The 19,713-nt window shown below is 40.8% G+C and carries 12 protein-coding genes and 1 other annotated feature; of the genes, 7 read left to right on the top strand and 5 right to left on the bottom strand.

The window, feature by feature from the left end; all coding sequences use genetic code 11:
• Window positions 1-292 precede the first annotated feature (292 nt).
• Window positions 293-1,846 (top strand): RICIN domain-containing protein, encoded by a 1,554-nt coding sequence (locus BLW60_RS02770; RefSeq protein ID WP_074714358.1) that lies wholly within the window; start codon window positions 293-295, stop codon window positions 1,844-1,846.
• A gap of 338 nt (window positions 1,847-2,184) precedes the next feature.
• A complete protein-coding gene (locus BLW60_RS02775; protein WP_074714359.1) occupies window positions 2,185-3,750 on the top strand; it encodes a S1C family serine protease in 1,566 nt (521 codons plus the stop codon).
• Between the two features lie 79 nt (window positions 3,751-3,829).
• On the opposite strand, the gene BLW60_RS02780 is transcribed toward BLW60_RS02775, so the two are convergent.
• Window positions 3,830-6,451, bottom strand: a complete 2,622-nt coding sequence (locus BLW60_RS02780; RefSeq protein WP_074714360.1) for a valine--tRNA ligase — start codon at window positions 6,449-6,451, stop codon at window positions 3,830-3,832.
• 192 nt (window positions 6,452-6,643) lie between these two features.
• Window positions 6,644-6,883, bottom strand: a binding site (T-box leader).
• Window positions 6,884-7,386: 503 nt separating this feature from the next.
• Between BLW60_RS02780 and prfB the strand changes: the two genes are divergently transcribed.
• Window positions 7,387-8,505 carry a peptide chain release factor 2 gene (prfB, locus tag BLW60_RS02785; RefSeq protein ID WP_074714361.1) on the top strand — a complete coding sequence of 373 codons (1,119 nt, stop codon included), beginning with the start codon at window positions 7,387-7,389 and terminating at the stop codon, window positions 8,503-8,505.
• A gap of 150 nt (window positions 8,506-8,655) precedes the next feature.
• Here the strand turns inward: prfB and BLW60_RS02790 are convergent, their stop codons facing one another.
• The 4 genes from BLW60_RS02790 to gdhA form a co-directional block, all read right to left on the bottom strand.
• Window positions 8,656-9,033 (bottom strand): DUF4363 family protein, encoded by a 378-nt coding sequence (locus BLW60_RS02790; RefSeq protein ID WP_074714362.1) that lies wholly within the window; start codon window positions 9,031-9,033, stop codon window positions 8,656-8,658.
• Complete coding sequence (locus tag BLW60_RS02795; RefSeq protein ID WP_074714363.1) at window positions 9,020-9,736, bottom strand: DUF421 domain-containing protein; 717 nt, start codon at window positions 9,734-9,736, stop codon at window positions 9,020-9,022. Before BLW60_RS02795 ends, BLW60_RS02790 begins: the two co-directional genes overlap by 14 nt.
• A gap of 203 nt (window positions 9,737-9,939) precedes the next feature.
• Window positions 9,940-10,566 carry a cytidylate kinase-like family protein gene (locus tag BLW60_RS02800; RefSeq protein WP_074714364.1) on the bottom strand — a complete coding sequence of 209 codons (627 nt, stop codon included), beginning with the start codon at window positions 10,564-10,566 and terminating at the stop codon, window positions 9,940-9,942.
• 255 nt (window positions 10,567-10,821) lie between these two features.
• Window positions 10,822-12,189, bottom strand: a complete 1,368-nt coding sequence (gene gdhA / locus BLW60_RS02805; protein WP_074714365.1) for an NADP-specific glutamate dehydrogenase — start codon at window positions 12,187-12,189, stop codon at window positions 10,822-10,824.
• A 327-nt stretch (window positions 12,190-12,516) separates the two neighbouring features.
• Between gdhA and BLW60_RS02810 the strand changes: the two genes are divergently transcribed.
• From BLW60_RS02810 to BLW60_RS02825, 4 genes are all read left to right on the top strand, one after another.
• The gene (locus BLW60_RS02810) at window positions 12,517-13,023 is read left to right on the top strand and encodes an HD domain-containing protein (RefSeq protein WP_074714366.1); all 507 of its coding nucleotides are present in this window, start codon (window positions 12,517-12,519) and stop codon (window positions 13,021-13,023) included.
• Window positions 13,024-13,048: 25 nt separating this feature from the next.
• Window positions 13,049-14,314, top strand: coding sequence for an O-acetylhomoserine aminocarboxypropyltransferase/cysteine synthase family protein (locus BLW60_RS02815; protein WP_028518325.1), 1,266 nt, complete (start codon window positions 13,049-13,051; stop codon window positions 14,312-14,314).
• A gap of 32 nt (window positions 14,315-14,346) precedes the next feature.
• Entirely contained in the window at window positions 14,347-14,877 is a 531-nt protein-coding gene (locus BLW60_RS02820; protein WP_074714367.1) for a flavodoxin domain-containing protein, read from the top strand.
• A 507-nt stretch (window positions 14,878-15,384) separates the two neighbouring features.
• A complete protein-coding gene (locus BLW60_RS02825; RefSeq protein WP_074714368.1) occupies window positions 15,385-19,572 on the top strand; it encodes a leucine-rich repeat protein in 4,188 nt (1,395 codons plus the stop codon).
• The last annotated feature ends 141 nt before the right edge of the window (window positions 19,573-19,713 follow it).

Raw genomic sequence — 19,713 nt, forward strand, 5'->3', positions numbered from 1 at the left:
TTTAGACGCGAAAAAGGGTGCAGAGTCACGCTGCTTATATCATATAATAATTAAAAAGGTAAGGGCACGGCATAAAATTACATGATAAATCCCCAAAACGTAAAACGAAATTTGCTGCATACATTTTTAACACAAATTGTTGACTTTTTATACGTTTTTTGTTATAATATAAAATAGCTGGACAAAAAAATAAATATTAAATACTAACTTGGGGGAGAAAAGTATCGTTTTTAACATTGTTTTTTGCTCAGTTTTCATTAACCAAAATATTTAATAAGGAGAATGTAAAAAAATGAAGAAAGTAACTAAACCATTAATAGGTATTTTCGTAACACTTGTAATGCTCATTACAATTTTACCTATGTCCGCTTTCGCAGCTTCTTACAGCATAAACTATTGGGAGCATTCAGAGCCGACTCGTACACTTTCATCCGGTTGCAGCGGAGATGATGTAAAGTGGTTACAGTGTGCTATAAACAGCCTTGTTAGTATGGGGGATGACAGCAGTATCCCAAGTCGTCTTAATACTTCAAAATTAGATGTTGACGGTGCTTTTGGAAATGCAACAAGGACAGCAGTTTTAGCATTCCAGAGAAAGTATGGTTTAACAGCAGATGGTTATTTTGGAACTAATTCTCGTAATAAGATGAAGGTAGTACTTCATCCTGCTCCTTCTTCTTCGTCATCATCTTCATCATCTTCATCATCTTCATCTTCGTCATCATCATCATCTTCTTCATCAACTACTACTATTAATGTTGAAAAGACAATAGACGATGGAATTTATTACATTCGTAACATGAATAGTAACAAGTACATGGATGTTAGAGGCGGTTGGACTCATAATGGTGCAGAGATCATTCAGTATTCATTCCATGGTGATTCAAACCAGCAGTTTAGAATCAAGTATGAAGGCAGAAATATAGGCTATAAGATCACTCCAATGAATTCTCAGGGCAGACGCTTTGATCTTCGCAGTTATAATGAATCAAGAGATGACGGAACTTCTTTGATGATATACGATAATTCAAATTCTTATACAGAACAAAGCTTCACTATCAAATATTCAAAAAACGGAAGTGTTGAAATTGGTTCTGCAAACAGCAATGGTAACAAAGTACTTGAAGTAGTTAATTCATCTTACGATGATTGTGCAATTATACAGACTTGGGGCAGAAGTGATTCAAGAAATAACGATAACTGGTTTTTAGAGCCGGCTAATGTTTTTTACTGTGCTGATGCTCCTGATATGTTTAAAGATGAAACATCATCTAAAAATGATTTAAAAGCTGCTCAAAAAACTGTAGACTATTTCCATGAGTTAGGCTATCAGGGCAGCAGACAGGATCTTCCACAAATTAATGACGTAAAAAGCTTAGCAAAGACTGCTGAAGTATTAATATTCCACGGACATGGCTCAAATAGTTCGTTCCCGTTATTTGATGGCAAGAAAAATGGAACAGACTCTTTTTACTGGATCGATAAAAATAATATAAAAGATATTCTCCCTAAAGGAACTGCATCTCATATTTCATTAGTTTATTTCGGTTCCTGCCATAGTGCTGATAATGACGGTTCTACAACTAATCTTGTAGATATCGCAGTAAGTCAGGGTGTTAAATGCGCAATCGGATTTAAGAATAATGTCGCAGGCTGCGGACAGTATATAAGAGATGTAATGGAAACTATCAAAAATCATCCTGACTATACAATAAGACAGGCACTTACTGAAACCAGTAACAGTCTGTCATGGAGATTTGAAATGGATAAAGAGAGTTCTCCAGCAAATCCGAATAATATTTATATAAGAGGCGATTTAAACCTCCGTTTAGGCAAAAAGTACTAATATATAATTTCAATACAAAATTAAAGGTGAATTATAATCTATAGTAGAATAAACAATCTCCCCCTTTAAAATGATCTGATCCCCTTGGTGTTACACATGACAAAACAATGTGTAAGCACTGAGGGGATTTTTTTATATTTTGCGTGATGCGTGATAACTGCGGCTGCAGTCACGCTGCTTACACATTTAACACAATAGGGGCTGAATTGTGATAGAATTTACACATAAAATTCTCAAAAACAATACATTAATCGCATTTTTATTTCACATAGGCTGAATATAATATAATCAAAGCTTGAGGGAAACCTCAAAAAAAAATGAAAAGGAAAGTGAATAATATGAGTGAGTATAATTACAATTATAATAACAACAATAATAATACAGAGGAGAACGGAAGCAATTACAACGGCTTCAGTACCGACAGCGGCAATAACAACAAGCCTCCGAAAAAGCGCACAGGTCTGAAAACAGCAGCCTTCATCATGGCTATGGCTATCGTATCAGGCGGTTCTATACAGGCTTACCGTTATTTTTCACATGACAGCCTTTCAACAACAGCTGTTGTTGATGACGCTGATGCAGACGATACAAGCTCAACAAAGAATTCCACTATGACTAAGCTTGCCGCTCAGAACATCAGCATAATCGAACCTGTTGAGTCAGACGGCAAGGCACTCTCAAACGAAGAGATCGTAAAGAAGGTCCTTCCTTCCGTAGTTGGTGTTGAGTCTTCATTTGAAGTGGAAATGCAGTCTCAGATGTCTATCCCTAATGACTTCTTTGATTTCGGCGGATTTGGCGGTTTCGGCGGCTTCGGTGATTACGATTACAGCGAGTCCGAGCCTCAGACAAGGACATACAAGGGTACAGGTACAGGTGTAGTTGTATCAGAAAACGGCTATATCGTTACAAATGCTCATGTAATATATGATGACGAATACAAGGCAGGTCGTGCAAAGGAAGTAAATATACTTATTAATGACGAAACATATGAAGCAGAGATCATCGGTTACGATGTAGACTGCGACCTTGCAGTTCTCAAAATAGAGGCAACAGGTCTTACAGCTGCTGAATTCGGCAACAGCGACGACCTCCAGCTTGGTGAATCAGTTATCGCTATCGGCAACCCTCTCGGCTTTGAGCTTAAAAATACTGTTACAGGCGGTATGATATCAGGTCTTGACCGTGACATCACTATCAACGACAAGGCTATGAACCTTATCCAGACTGATGCAGCTATAAACTCAGGTAACTCAGGCGGTCCGCTTATCAACAAGTACGGTCAGGTAATCGGTATCAACTCTTCAAAGATGTCATCTTCATACTCTTCATCAGGTGCATCTATCGAAGGTATCGGTTTCGCTATCCCTTCAAATGCAACAGCAACTATCATTGACGACATTATGAAGTACGGTTATGTTACAGGCAAGCCGCAACTCGGTATCACCTGCAAGGGCATCGACGAGTCAGACGCTGAATTGTACAATCTGCCATTAGGTGTTATCGTAAAAGCCGTAAACGAAGGCAGTGCTGCTGAAAAGGCTGGCATTGAAGTCGGCGATATCATCACCAAGGCTGACGGTGAAAAGGTAACTACTTCCGAAGAACTTATTGCAAAGAAGAACAAGCACACCGCAGGAGAAAAGTTCGAGCTCACTATTATGAGAAACGGCGTTGAAAAGACCATTGTAGTAACTCTTGACGAGCAGGCACACGAATCTGCAAATGAAGATAAGAATAACAGCAAGAACGAAGAAAAAGAAGAGAAAGAGTCCAAGAAAAATGCCGAGGTAGAAGAAGAGGCAGAGGACGAAGATGAAGACGAGGACGAGGAAGAAGAAGAGCCCACAACAAAGAGCAAAAAGTCAAACAAATCACAGAAGGGCTCAGATATATTTGACTAAGAGTTTTTCATAATATTCTTCCTTCATTATACACAAAAAATAAGCTCCCCTGAAAACGGGGAGCTTATTGCATTTCATATTACTTTCTGAAAGCTGCGATAGACTGCTCTATCTTAGCCATTTTTTCCTCTGCCTTTGCAAGCTTTGCCTTTTCAGCGTCTATGAGCTGTGCAGGAGCCTTTGCGATAAAGCCCTGATTATTCAGCTTTCCGCTGAGGAAGTCTATATCCTTCTGTACCTTAGCCTTTTCCTTTTCAAGACGTGCTATTTCCTTCTCCTTGTCAACAAGCTCGTCCATAGGAATGAAGATACGAGCGGAGTCGGTAACGGCATTTGCCGAATCAGGGATATCGAACTTGTCACCTGTCTCAACTGCGGAAGCAGAAGCAAGCTTCTCGAAGAATACTGCGCATGAGTTGAAGAGCTCCTTGTCGGCAGTCTCAATGAAGAGCTTAGCCTTTACTGACGGAGGTACGTTCATTTCTGTACGTGTATTTCTTATAGCCTTGATAGCTGAAATTATCTTCTCGAACGCCTTTTCCTCTGCGCCAAAGTCGATAGAAGCATCGTATGTTGGGTAGGTTTCGAGGATTATCATTGACTTCTCGTTTGTGAGGACCTGCCATATCTCCTCAGTAATGAACGGCATGAATGGGTGGAGAAGCTTCAGCATACCCTGCATTGCCCATACAAGAACTGCCTGAGCCTTTGCCATTGTCTCGCCGCCTGCCTGTATTCTCGGCTTTGTGAGCTCGATGTACCAGTCGCAGTAAACGTCCCAGATAAAGTCATATATCTTCTGTGAAGCAACGCCAAGCTCATATCTGTCAAGGTTCTCGCCTACTTCCTTAGCAAGCTGATTGAACTTGTTAACGAGCCACTTGTCCTCTAATTCAAGCTCGGCAGGGAGTCCCTTGAACTCGAAGTCCTCGGGAAGATTCATCATAATGAAACGTGAAGCGTTCCAGAGCTTGTTTGCGAAGTTACGTGCAGCCTTTACCTTATCGTCGATATAACGCATATCGTTTCCCGGTGAGTTACCTGTAGCAAGCATAAATCTGAGTGCATCGGCACCATACTCGTTGATAACTTCGAGCGGATCGATACCGTTGCCGAGAGACTTGGACATCTTGCGTCCCTGCGCATCACGTACAAGACCGTGGATAAGAACTGTATCAAATGGTACCTTGCCCATGTTCTCCAGACCGCTGAACATCATTCTGATTACCCAGAAGAAGATGATGTCATAGCCTGTTACGAGAGTATTTGTTGGGTAGAAGTACTTTAAATCCTCTGTATTCTCAGGCCAGCCAAGTGTTGAGAACGGCCAGAGTGCAGAGCTGAACCATGTATCGAGAGTATCGGGATCCTGTCTCATTGGCTTGCCGCACTTAGGACAAACTGCGCTGCTCTCCTTTGTTACAACCATTTCACCGCAGGCATCGCAGTAGAATGCAGGTATCTGATGTCCCCACCATATCTGACGGGAGATACACCAGTCCTTGATATTTTCCAGCCAGTGGAAATATATCTTGTCAAAACGCTCGGGAACGAACTTTGTATCGCCGTTCTTTACAGCTGCTATAGCAGGCTCTGCAAGAGGCTTCATCTTAACGAACCACTGTGTTGAAACCTTTGGCTCAACTGTAGTGCCGCAGCGGTAGCAAGTACCTACATTATGGCTGTATTCCTCTATTTTAACGAGTGCGCCTTCATTTTCAAGGTCCTCTACTATCTTCTTTCTTGCCTCATATCTGTCCATGCCTGCATACTCGGGGTAATCGTCAACGATAGTTGCATCGTCGTTCATTACATTGATAACAGGAAGATCATGACGGAGACCTACCTCAAAGTCGTTAGGGTCATGTGCAGGAGTTATCTTAACTACGCCTGTACCAAAGTCCATTTCAACGTAATCATCAGCAACGATAGGTATTTCGCGGTGAACCAGCGGAAGGATAACTGTCTTGCCTACAAGGTCAGTGTAACGCTCGTCCTTTGGATTTACAGCAACAGCTGTATCACCGAGGAGAGTTTCGGGACGTGTTGTAGCAAGCTCTAAATATCCGTCGCTGTCTTTGATCTTGTAGCGGAGATGCCAGAAATGACCTGCCTGATCTTCGTAAGTTACCTCAGCATCTGAAAGTGATGTGCGGCATTTAGGGCACCAGTTGATTATACGCTCACCTCTGTAGATGAGACCTTTTTCGTAGTACTTGATGAATACTTCCTTTACAGCCTTTGAGCAGCCCTCGTCCATAGTGAAACGCTCTCTTGACCAGTCGCATGAAGAACCGAGCTTTTTGAGCTGTTCAACGATACGTCCGCCGTACTGCTTTTTCCATTCCCATGCGCGCTTCATAAAGCCCTCTCTGCCGAGGTCCTCCTTTGTAACGCCTTCCTTGCGCATAGCTTCAACTATCTTAGCCTCTGTAGCAATAGCAGCATGGTCAGTACCCGGGAGCCACAGTGCGCTGTAGCCGCTCATTCTCTTCCAGCGGATAAGGATATCCTGTAATGTTTCATCAAGGGCGTGTCCCATGTGGAGCTGTCCAGTGATGTTCGGAGGAGGGATAACTATAGTGTATGGTGTTTTCTTCGGGTCAGCCTCAGCACGGAAGCAGCCCTTTTCATTCCAAGCGGCATAGATACGATCCTCAAAGTCTTTTGGATTATATGCCTTAGCAAGTTCCTTTGCCATTTCGATCAATTCTCCTTTAAAAATCATTTTTTCGTTCATGAGTTGAGAGTTGAAAGTGGAGAGTTGAAAGTTATTGTATCTGCTTACGCAGATTTATTTAAATATTCCGTCTTTGACGGCACCATAACTCTCAATTCTCAACTCTGAACTCTCAACTTACAATAAATAAAAAAGTCCGTCCCGAACCTTACGGCTCAGGGCGAACGATTGTCCGTGTTACCACCTGAATTCGGGAATACTCTCCCGCACTCTGCGAGGTCTGCAAACCTCTTCCCCTGTAACGTGAGGATCACGCCGCATACTACTGAGCACAAGCCGTTGGCACGCGAAGCTCCGAAGCTACTTCCGCAGGTCCGTCATACTGCCTTACACCATACGGCAGCTCTCTGAAAATCGGGGATCCTGAGTACTCCTCTTCATCATCGCCTTTGAATACTTTCTTATTATACACGATAAATTCACGTTTGTCAAGGGTAAAAGTGGTTAGTTGTTAGTAGGGGCGCACAGTGTGCACCCGTGTGCCCGTAACAATTATGTATGCCATAACTATGCGTAGGGGCTGGCGCAGCTAACAGCTGCACGTACCCTCTGTTGGAAGTCATTGACGTCACACTTAACACTATATATCATACATGATATAATACTTTTGAGGCAGGGTGAAATACTCGCCCCCTCTCTCTCATTATTTAAAGAAACAGCCGACTTGTGTGAGAGCAGGTTAGCTGTTTCTTTTTTTATTCACTCACGGACTGCCAAAGGCAGCCCCTACACTCTACTTTCTACTCACTACTCTCTGCTCACTAACAACTAAGCAATAACCACTAACAACTAATCACTAACTGCTAAATAATTGCAAAAAACTGGCTCTCACCCCTTGCACTTAGTCCAAAACTGTGATATAATATATATATCTATGTTTGAAAGGAATTTTAGCTATGATAATATTTGATGAACTCAGAGTCGAAATGACAGGCTACCGCGCTGAAATGAAGGAGCTTGCAGACGTTCTGAATATAGAAAATGCCAAAAAAAGAGTCGCAGAACTCGGTGAAGAAACAGCTAAGGAAGGCTTCTGGGACGACCTCGAAAATTCCCAGAAGGTACTGAAAGAGCAGAAGTCTCTTGAAAGAAAGATAGAAAAGTTCAACATACTCAATAACAGTCTTGAAGATCTTATTACTCTTATCGAGCTTTCTATAGAAGCCGATGACGAAAGCGACATCGAAGAAATAAAGAAAGAGTGCGAAGCTTTCAAGACAAAGCTTGAGGACGAAAAGCTTTCAACTCTCCTCACAGGCGAGTATGACAACGCAAACGCTATCCTCACCTTCCATGCAGGTGCAGGCGGAACAGAGGCTCAGGACTGGGCAGAAATGCTCTATCGTATGTACAACCGCTGGGCTGAGCGTCACGAGTTCAAGGTAGAACTGCTGGACTATCTCGACGGTGATGAAGCTGGTATGAAGTCCGCTTCTATCCTTATCGAAGGCGAAAATGCTTACGGCTATATGAAGTCGGAGTCGGGCGTTCACAGACTTGTCCGCGTATCTCCTTTCGATGCGCAGGGACGCAGACACACATCATTCGCTGCACTTGAAGTAATGCCCGAACTCGATGACTCTATCGAAGTTGATATCCGTCCTGAGGATATCGAAATGGAAGTTTACCGTTCAAGCGGTGCAGGCGGACAGAAGGTAAACAAGACCAGCTCGGCTGTACGTCTTATCCATAAGCCTACAGGTATCGTTGTATCATGCCAAACTCAGCGAAGCCAGTACCAGAACAAGGACTACGCTATGAAGATGCTCCGTTCAAAGCTTATCGAGATCAAGGAGCGTGAGCACCTCGAAAAGATCGAGGATATCAAGGGCGTTCAGAACCAGATCGCATGGGGCTCACAGATACGTTCCTATGTATTCATGCCCTATACTCTCGTAAAGGACACACGTACAGGCTTTGAAAACGGCAATATTCAGGCTGTTATGGACGGTGACATAGACGGCTTCATAAATGCATATCTGAAATCGCTCTCACACGGTACTCTTGAAAAGTAAGTTTAGAGTTAGCGACACTCTACCCTTTGTAAGCACAAATCATAATAACAATACCCCCGAAACCTTTTAGTGTTTTTCGGGGGTTTTATCTTTTGATCTGTCGCCGCAGGCGACACAACAACTCTCAACTTTAAACTCTCAATTCTCAACTCAGAATACACTTGTAAAGTGCGGTGTTTCGCCGCTTTTCAGCATTTCAAGCATATCACGGAGCTCTGCAAGCTCCGCTGTCATTTCGTCCTCTTCGTTCTCCGCAAGATGAACTATCCGCGAGCACAGGCGGTCTATCTCCACAAGCTTGTCGTATTTCAGCAATACAGAAGCCTTTTCGCGGAAGCTCTCCCAATTCGCGTTCATTTTCCTTGCATTAACAGCCGCTTTGTGATTATCGCCGTTTTCAGCAAGATCATAAATAATATCAATTTCACTTAGCATATCATCGCAGCTGCGATTTACCCATATGCTCGAAAAAACGCTTATCCCCACAAGCAGAAGAAGTATTGCCGCACTTATCTTAACTCTCGTCATTATTCTCACCTATCCTCAGCTTTTTCGGCAGACTCCCCTGCTTATCCGCAACGAAACAGTTTCCGCTGTCATCAGCCGTCATAATAAATACATCTTCGATCGACAGCCCGTTCTTTTTCAGTACAGCTTCAACTGTACTCCGTGCAAGTTTCAATGACTCCATAGCCTGTGGGATATATCTTCCGTCGGATATTATCAGCACAGGCGGATCTAAGTTTTCCGCAGCGATCTTCATATCGGTTCGTGTGGGAGTATCCTCGGCAGGCTTTTTCATTACGGAGATGCTTCCCGTAGTTTCTACAATTGCGTACTGCACCTCGCTCAGATCAAATATATCCTTGCCGCGAAGTGCCATAAGCAGATCATCGGAGGAAAACCTCAGCTCACGGAGTATATCTCGCTCGATACAGCCGCCGCGTACCACTATTTTAGGGCTGCCCGATATAAGCCTTCTAAGCTTTGGAAATTTAAGGCTGAAGCACGACACTATGACTTCAAAGCAGACCAGTGCGAGAATAGGAGTTACGCCCACAACTACAGGGATATTCACATCTTCGATAGGCAGCGTTGCAATATTTGAGACAAGGATAGTGATGACCAGTTCCGAGGGCTGAAGCTCACCGAGCTGACGCTTTCCCATGAGCCTTACGGCGAAAATTACCAGAATATACAGCATCACCGAACGTATAAGAACAACACACATGAAAACAGCTCCTTTCGGGGTATTATCCCACAAAAGGAGCTTATTATTCTAATAATGATCGAATTAGGAAAATATGATCTTCATTCATACTTATCATGTAACTCAGTTAGCTATTAGCCAATGTGTCTCCTTCGGCTAACGGCTCATGGCTAACAGCTCATGGCTGTACATTTTTCTTCCCTGTTTACAGTATTCTTAAAAAATTATTCTTCTCCAAAACGCGCATTGTACTCCTGATAAGCCTTCACGATTATGTCCGCACAAAGCTCATCTCCGAGCACCGCACTGTTCAGACAAAGCTCATACTGATCCTTGTCCTGCCATGTCTTTCCGGTATTTACGTTATAGAAAGTTTCGCGGCGTTTATCTGCCTTTTTCATAATGTTTTCAGCCTTATTCTCGCTGACATCGTACTCCTCGATCGCACGTTTTATACGAGACTCTGAGTCAGCATAAATATAAACACTGAAACAGCCCTTTTCTTCAAGGATATAATTTCCGCATCTGCCAACAAGCACGAAGCTCTTCTCGTTTTCGGCTATCTCATTGATGATACGGCTCTCCATAAGGAACACCTTATCGGAAAGCGGAAGATTTTCCTCCATAGTTCTTGCAGGATTAGCGGATAAAAGAAGCGAATAAAGAAAACTTGTCGGGACATTTTCCTCAGCGTTTTCAAGGTATTCAGGGGCGATACCGCATCTTTGAGCAGTCATTTCCAGTATCTGTCGGTTATAGCAATTGATACCAAGTTTATCAGCAGCAAGCTTACCGATGATACTACCTCCGCTTCCGTACTGTCGTTCAATTGTAATGATAGTTTTTTTCATCGGATAATACTCCCCTCATGTTAATTTATTAATAGATTGATAATATTACTACAGATATATTATACCACATCTTGCACATATTTCAAGTTTAACAATGACAAATATTGTATATTTAGTGAAATTCTATGTTTTTAACAATTTATGTACCGGTTAATTGTGCATTTTTAAAATCAAAAACCTCCCGTCGGTTAGCACAACGGGAGGTAATTATTCTTTACTGCTCTACTGATGAGTCACTATCAGTTATTTTTCAAATCAAACGCAGCCCTGAGCCTTCATTGCCTCAGCAACCTTGAGGAAGCCTGCAATGTTAGCACCAGCCATGTAGTTGCCAGCCATGCCGTACTCCTTAGCAGCCTCATCGCAAGCCTTGAAGATAGACTTCATGATGCCGTGGAGCTTCTCGTCAACTTCTTCAAATGTCCAGCTGAGTCTCTCGCTGTTCTGGCTCATTTCAAGACCAGATGTAGCAACACCGCCGGCATTAGCTGCCTTAGCAGGACCATAAAGAACGCCGTTTGAAAGGTATGTCTCGATAGCCTCTGGAGTTGAAGGCATATTAGCACCCTCAGCTACAGCGTAACCGCCGTTAGCAACGATTGCCTTAGCACCGTCAGCGTTGATCTCGTTCTGTGTAGCGCATGGAAGAGCGATGTCGAGCTTGATATCGCCAGCGTTGCACTTGAGTGTCCAAACGCTGCCCTCGTGATACTCAGCATTCTTGTGTGAAGTTCTTGAAGCGTACTCCTTGATTCTGCCGCGCTCAACCTCCTTGATCTGCTTAACAAGATCAAGCTCGATTCCGTCTGGATCGTAGATATAACCGTTAGAGTCAGAAACTGTAACTACCTTAGCACCGTACTGTGTAGCCTTCTCTGTAGCATAGATAGCAACGTTACCTGAACCTGAGATAACAACTGTCTGACCCTTGAAGCTCTTGCCGTTAGCCTGGAGCATTTCGTTTGTGAAGTAGCAGAGACCGTAACCTGTAGCCTCTTTTCTTGCGAGTGAACCGCCGTATGTAAGGCCCTTACCTGTGAGAACGCCAACGAACTCGTTGCGGATCCTCTTGTACTGACCGAACATGAAGCCGATCTCTCTTGCGCCTGTTCCGATATCACCAGCAGGAACGTCGCAGTCTGCGCCGATGTGCTTGCAGAGCTCTGTCATGAAGCTCTGGCAGAAACGCATGATCTCTCCGTCGCTCTTGCCCTTAGGGTCGAAGTCGGAACCGCCCTTACCGCCGCCCATAGGGAGTGTTGTAAGGCTGTTCTTGAATACCTGCTCGAAACCAAGGAACTTGATGATTCCGAGATATACTGATGGGTGAAGTCTGATACCGCCCTTGTAAGGTCCGATAGCAGAGTTGAACTGTACTCTGAAACCTCTGTTAACCTGTACCTTGCCGTTGTCGTCAACCCAAGGAACACGGAATATGATCTGTCTCTCAGGCTCTACGATTCTATCGAAAACGCCTGCGTCAATAAGGTCCTGTCTCTTTTCAGCAACAGGCTGAAGAGTCTCAAGAACCTCTGTAACAGCCTGGATAAACTCAGGCTCGCCTGGATTTCTTTTCTTAACTGTTTCTAATAAATCGATGAGATACTGATTTTTTAACGCCATTGTTAAAAAACCTCCTTTAATAAATTCTGCGTATTCCGCAGTTCATTTTAAATTATAGCACTATCGTACAGATTTTGCAATACTTTATTACAGTGAATTTATAAATTCGGCTGTTTTTAGATTTATCGTAGAATTATCGCCGCACCATTTGTATGTTTTGCACAACAAGCTTGCAGTTTTTCTCTTTTTTTGCCAATAATTGGTTTATCCAATTATATTTTTATAAGGCTATTTTACATTTCTTATTGATTTTTCGATATATTTATTGTATAATACTTATTGAAGCTTGTTGCTTTTTATGTAATTCCCAAAGGGGGCGTTTATTCTATGCTTAAAGCGATCTGCTCCTCTAAAGATCTTACCAATAACAGCTATTACAGCTGTGTCAGCGATATCATCGACTGTCAGCAGCTCAATAAGCTGAAAAATATAACTCATCATGTCTCGACCACACGTTTCCAGCACTGTGTCAACGTATCCTATTACAGCTATATAGTTTGCAGGAAATTCAGGCTCAATGCACGTTCAGCCGCAAGAGCGGGACTTCTTCACGATCTTTTCTACTATGACCGCAAGGAGTACAACTCTTCAAGGCAGAAATGGCAGGCTTCTCACAGCAAGCACCATTCCATGCAGGCTTCTTCAAATGCATCTGAGCTTACCGACATAACCATGCTTGAAAAGGATATGATCGAAAAGCATATGTGGCCTTTGACAAGACCAAAGCCAAGCTATAAAGAGACATACGTAATAACAATCATCGACAAATATTGTGCTGTCCTTGAATTCTGCGTACCAAACGTACAAAAGATCATACACAGGAAAGTGCGATAACTATATTTCAGGAGGTATCCCTACAATGAAGATCGAAACCAAATGCCTGCACGCAGGCTACACACCAAAGAATACCGAGCCGAGAGTTGTGCCGATAGTTCAAAGCACAACTTACGTCTATGACTCAACAGATGACGTAGCAGCAGTATTCGATGATCCTACCAAGAGCCTTATCTATTCACGTTTTGAAAATCCTACAGTAATGGCTGTCGAGGAAAAGATAAACGCACTTGAAGGCGGCGTAGGTGCAATGTGTACATCAAGCGGTCAGGCTGCATCTCTGCTTTCACTGCTCAACATCTTAAAGGCAGGCGACAGCTTTATTTCAGCAGCTACTATCTACGGCGGTACTGTAAACCTCTTTGCATATACACTCAAAAAGCTTGGCATCGAGTGCATTTTCGTTGACGCAGATGCTCCTGAGGACGAGATAAGAGCCGCATTCAAGCCAAATACAAAGGCTGTATTCGGTGAAACTCTTGCAAATCCTGCTCTTGCAGTATTCGATATAGAGAAATTCGCAAAGATAGCTCACGAGAACAACGTTCCTCTCATTATCGATAACACCTTCCCTACTCCGATCCTTTGCAGACCTTTCGAGCACGGTGCTGATATCATCGTTCACTCAACTACAAAGTATATGGACGGTCATGCTGTACAGGGCGGCGGCGTTATCGTTGATTCAGGCAACTTCGACTGGACAAACGGCAAATTCCCAGAGTTCACAGAGCCTGATGAGAGCTACCACGGTACTATCTATACAAAGGCTTACGGCAAGGCTGCATACATTATAAAAGCAAGAATGCAGCTCATGAGAGACTTCGGCTGCTATCCGTCAGCTCAGTCCGCTTTCTACCTCAACCTCGGTCTTGAGACACTTCCTATCCGTATGAAACAGTATTGCGAGAACGCTCTTACAGTTGCTCAGTTCCTTGAGAGCAATGACAAGGTAGAGTCTGTAAACTACCCTGCTCTCAAGAGCAATAAGTACTATGACCTTGCTCAGAAGTACCTCCCCGACGGTACAAGCGGCGTTATCTCATTCGTTATCAAGGGCGGCAGAAATACCGCAGTTAAGTTTATGGACTCCCTGAAGCTTGCTTCCAATGAAGTTCACGTTGCTGATATCCGCACCTGTGTACTTCACCCTGCAAGTGCTACTCATCGTCAGCTCACAGATGAACAGCTTGTTGCCTGCGGCATAAACGGCGGTCTTATCAGACTTTCCGTAGGTCTTGAAAATGTCGAGGATATCCTCGATGACCTCAAACAGGCTTTTGCAGCTATCTGAGACTTCTTTTGAGTTTCCGAAAAGGAGTTTATATGAAAACACTGATAATTTATTCATCACAGACAGGATTCACACAAAGATATGCAGAATGGATAGCCGATGAACTCAGGGCAGAGATACTGTCAATAAAAAAAGCCATAAAAAAAGAAGACTCTTATTTCAAAGACTATGATGCTATCATCTACGGCGGCTGGGTATCTGTCGAAAAGATAAACCGCGCCGAATGGTTCACAAGCAGAATAGAGAGCTGGAAAGAAAAGAAATTAGCTATTTTCGGAGTTGGCGCAAGCCCTGCGTTTTATTCGGGCGTTGACAAGCTTCTTGAAAAAGCACTGACCGACGATCAGAAAAAGTACGCAAGGGCTTTTTACTGCCAGGGCGGACTTGATTATGATAAAATGTCTCTCGGCTCAAAAATGCTTATGAAAACCTTTGCAGCTATGCTTAAAAGCAAGAAAACAAAGGATGAGGATGAAAAAGCAATGATCGAAGCTATTTCGGAATCTCATGATTTTTCAAATCCGAAGTATATTGAACCGATAGTTGCTTATATGAAAAAATAAGCTAAGCTCCTCCGATATCTCGGAGGAGCTTTTTGCACCTTGTATTGTGGTTCATATATTAAAACAGCACATAAAAATATGCGCTTTATTGTTATTTTTCACGATTTTTTTCTTAATTAGTACATTTTCCCCTCGTTGAAACGATTATATATATGTAATTCAAATAAATCGGCTTATATATTGCTCAAAAATATTCTCAGAGCATTGTTCAATATATGTTTTTTCTCTCCTTTTAGTGTGTTCATAAAGAAAGCGGACGTTTCCTCGTGCTGAAGAAACGTCCGTTTTCTTTTATATGCTTCAAATTTTCTATTTACCTTGCAAAATTTCTTTTATATTTATATTATATAATAACAGATACTTATACAGTTTTTTATCATTATTCATGTTAATTAGTTTTTAAATTTGCTTTATTTTAAATAAATATTTACTTCTTATACACAAAATACTTGACAGACTTTCTTTTCCTTAGTATAATACTAATATCATGATATAGGAGGTAAAAACATGATAACAAAAAAACTTATTTCTCTGCTTGTAGCAGCGACAACTGCAATGACGTCTTTGTCATTGAGTTTTGTCCCGGTACACGCAGAAACACAAGCAGATGCTGCAGATGCATCAAACGATTCTGATACGGATATCAATACCGGCGGTATTTTGGGAGACTTGATGTCAGATCAGTTTAAGGAAATATCAAACGAACAAACCGAGGCTCATAACAGCGATTATTCCATTTATAAAATAGAATATGATGCTAATATGGAAAATCTTATCGTTGACTACACAGCCAAAAATGACAGTACAATTTTTATTGGCTTTTTCAACGATGAAGGTACACAGCTTTATACCTCATTGAACGTTGACGCTCCTGCCGAAAAAAAAACGCAGGTAATTGCAGAAAAACCTGAAGGGCTTCCTGAATATTATCTTATCAAGGCATTCATGGTAAGCAAATTCTGTGAACCACTAACAGAAACCTGCACTTATGACAAGTGTACAAAAGCTGTTCAGGATATTATCTCTAAAACAGCTGATCAATTTGATGATAAAAAAGTACTTCGTTTTAACGAAAATGATAACAATAATTTTCTTGTTACAAAAGATGAGTATGAAATAATCAATGCTGACGGTGAAAAAGATGTATTTAAGGAACAGATCGATGAAAGCAGATTCTCTTTTGAAAATATCGACAAGATAAAAGGTCTTTCTGAAGGTCAGACAGTTTTGATATATACTTCGAAGAATCCATTACTTTTCATAGTAGATAGTATAGAAATAAATGGTTCTGATGCGATCATTACCAAAAAGTCAGCAAAGATGGAAGATATTATAAGTCTTGTAAGATTTGACAGTTCAAATTATAAAGGCGATTTGAAAGTAACATACGATAAAACTGATGAAGATCAATTTGAAGAACCTGAAATTCTTGATCTTGATGATTCTGATAAAGAAAACTTTCATCCACAGACAGCGGAAAATGGTGTTATGCGCAAACCTGCGCCTACTGTTTCAAGTAGTATGCCGAAAATAAGCAAAAAAGTTGTTTTCGATTTCGGAGCTCTGTCCATAGATAAAGAAAAAGGGAACACAGAGGGAAGTATTTCAGCTGGTGGATTTATAGAAGTTGGTTTTGAAATGGATATGGAAGTATATTACTCAAATGATACTTCTTCTTTGAGAGGTACATACAGAGAATACATTGAGGCAGGCTTCCATGAAGAGGCAAGTGTAACCAAAAAAATAGGCAACATAGAAGTTAGTATATTCCCTATTTCATTTTCAATAACTCCTCAGGTCCATGTAACAATAGAAGGAAAAGCAAACTTTGTGTTTTCAAACACGTATGATATGGAAATTGAAGATTACGAGATAAAATGTGAGCCTCGTGGACTTGAAACATCTTTTGAAGGTTCTGCTGAAATCGAAGTATCGGTAGGATTGGATATAGGAATCAATTTTATATCATCGTTAGTTTTGCATTTTGGCGTTGAACCTGAAGTAGGCGTGAAATTTGCTATAGCAGGCACAGATGATATGAACAATGATTATACACGGCATAATTGTGTGAATTGTTTTTCGATAACAGGCTCAACCTTTTTCAGATTAACTTTCCATTTGACTATCTGTGGAATAGAATTATTAAATGATGACCGCAGAATTGAAGCGGAAAAAGAAAACGACATCGAGCCTTTTTCATGGCATATTTCAGATGGTGTATTGTACAAAGGTCCTTGCGAGAATTTGAGTCATAAAGTTCTCCTTAATGTGTATGAACATGATCCCGAAAGTGCTTTTGACAGTACAAAACCTATGTTCATACCTTCCGACAATGCTAAAATATTTATTGAGTTAGGCGGAAGTTTAAAGCCTTGCAGCGACGACGGTGGCTTTAGAGTTGTGACTGATAAAGACGGAAAAGCTGCGATATGGGTAAAAGACTCCGATCTTCTTGATGACAGCACAGCTATAGTAGCTCAAAAGAAAGAAAACCAAATTGGAAAAGTCTATACAAGTAAACAATGGAATCCACAGTTTAATGGAGCAGCTACATTAAATATTTATATTACTGAAGATAATACTGATACATTACATATGGGATTGCCTTCTGACGAAAACTGCGGTGCTGTTAAAAGAATAATTCAGGGCAAAGATGGCAAAGAAGAATACGAATATTATGATGTTAAATTTACAGTTAGTGAGACAGGCGACTGTATAGTTAGTGGTTCCGGCTGGTGTTCTATGGATAGACTAATTGAAAAATTGAAAGATTATAATATTGACCATCTTGAGAAACTGTCAATTTGGCCCGGTGCTCATGTTAGAGGAAAAATAGGAAAATATCCTGTAAAATATTTTGAAGTATACGGCGGATATGATGCAGCTTTAGCTCAATATGAAAATGATGATACTTTCCCAGACTCGTTTTTTGAAAATAATCCAACTTTGATCGAAGCAGATATTCATGGTTATAAAACTATAGGCGATAGTGCTTTTAAAAACTGTTATAAATTAGAAAAAGTTAATGCGCCAGATATCGTATATATTTACTCTGAAGCTTTTAAAAATTCAGGAATCAAATCCTTTGATTGTCCATTTAGTTTAAAAAGAATCTATACTGATGCATTTTATAAATGTAAAAATCTGACAAAAGTAATATTAAATCCAGGGCTTGAAGAGATTGGTTTTGGGGCTTTTGATCAAACTTCTATTAAAAGTATCATACTTCCCGATTCATTAAAATCAATAGGAAACATTGCTTTTGCTTATTGCAATAAGCTTGAAACAATTGAAATCAATACAACTGATAAATGCGCTTATGGTCCCGAAGTTTTTAGCGGATGTAAAAATTTGAAGAATGTTATTTTGGCAGATACTGTCAAAGAAATCAGTTATGGTGAATTTAGAGAGTGTAATATTGAAAATATTCATTTGCCTAAGAATCTCGAAAAAATTGGTGATTTTGCATTTGATGGAACGACATTTGGTTCACTGACTTTGCCTTATACAGTAACAGAGATAGGCAATAGAGCATTTAGCTTTTTGAATTTATCACATTTAAAATTACCTTCAAATTTAATAAAAATCGGAGATTACGCGTTTGAGGAATCAAAATTATCTGTTCTCAATCTTCCACATAATTTACAATCAATTGGAGAAATGGCATTTGAAGGTTGTGCTAATTTAAGGAAAGTTAATATACCTGACAGCGTAACTCAGATTGAAGAATATGCATTTGAAAATTCAGGGCTTACTTCAATAAATATACCTAAGGGCATTAAAACTATTGAAGCAGGAGTGTTCAAATCAACGAAAATAGAAGACGTAACTATTCCCGAGAATGTATCAGAAATAAATTATGATGCTTTTGGCAATTACTACCGTGGTACAAATAACTTACAGAAGATAACTATTCTAAATTCTAATTGTAAAATTGGTACTGATTTATCAGGAGAATTAGAACGCAGACGATCAATGTTTACTAATGGCACTGTAGTCTATGGTTATAAAAATTCAACAGCTCAAAAATACGTTGAAGAAATTAACTCAAATAATCTCACTGAAACTGTCGACGGTGTTAGCAAGAAAATTGAACTGCATTTCATAGCATTACAAAATCCAACTACTACAACAACCACTACAACTGCACCTGTTACAACAACTACAACACAGGTCACTGCTGTAATAACAAATAAAATCACTCCTGAAATAAAATGCATAATGATCGCAGTCAAGAGTATAGAAACTGTAGGCAGCACAGCCGCAAAGCTCCTTGCAAAAGACAATGTTGGATTCATCGATCAGAAAACATCTGACAAGGAAGGCGATGTTTCATTCAGCTACGTTCCGAATAAGGACGAAAAATGGTCATTTGTATTTATCACAGAAGCTGTAGATAACATTATCACAGAGATATACGGCGAGCCTGATAATTGGACTACTGTTACAAAGGATATAACTTTATCAGACGTTAAGGGCGATGCCAACGGCGACTGGGATGTAGATATGTCAGATATCGTACTTATCATGCAGGCACTTGCAAATCCGAATAAATATGGCGTAAACGGTACAGATCCATCACATATTACTGAAAACGGATTTAAGTATGCAGATGTAGACGGTGGCGGTCTAACAAATCAGGACGCTCTCAAGATCCAGCTTTATCTTTTAAATAAGATCAGTTCATTAGACTAAAAAGCTCCGATCAAATGTGACGTTATTCCTGTCAAACAGACAGAAGTAATAGCAAAACATAAAGCGATCTGCGCAAATTGTGCAGATCGCTTTTTTGTTACTTATTCTCTTTTTTATTTTTGCACCTTTTAGTGTGTTCAT

It is taken from the genome of Ruminococcus flavefaciens (assembly GCF_900108555.1).
Lineage (GTDB): Bacteria > Bacillota > Clostridia > Oscillospirales > Ruminococcaceae > Ruminococcus > Ruminococcus flavefaciens_P.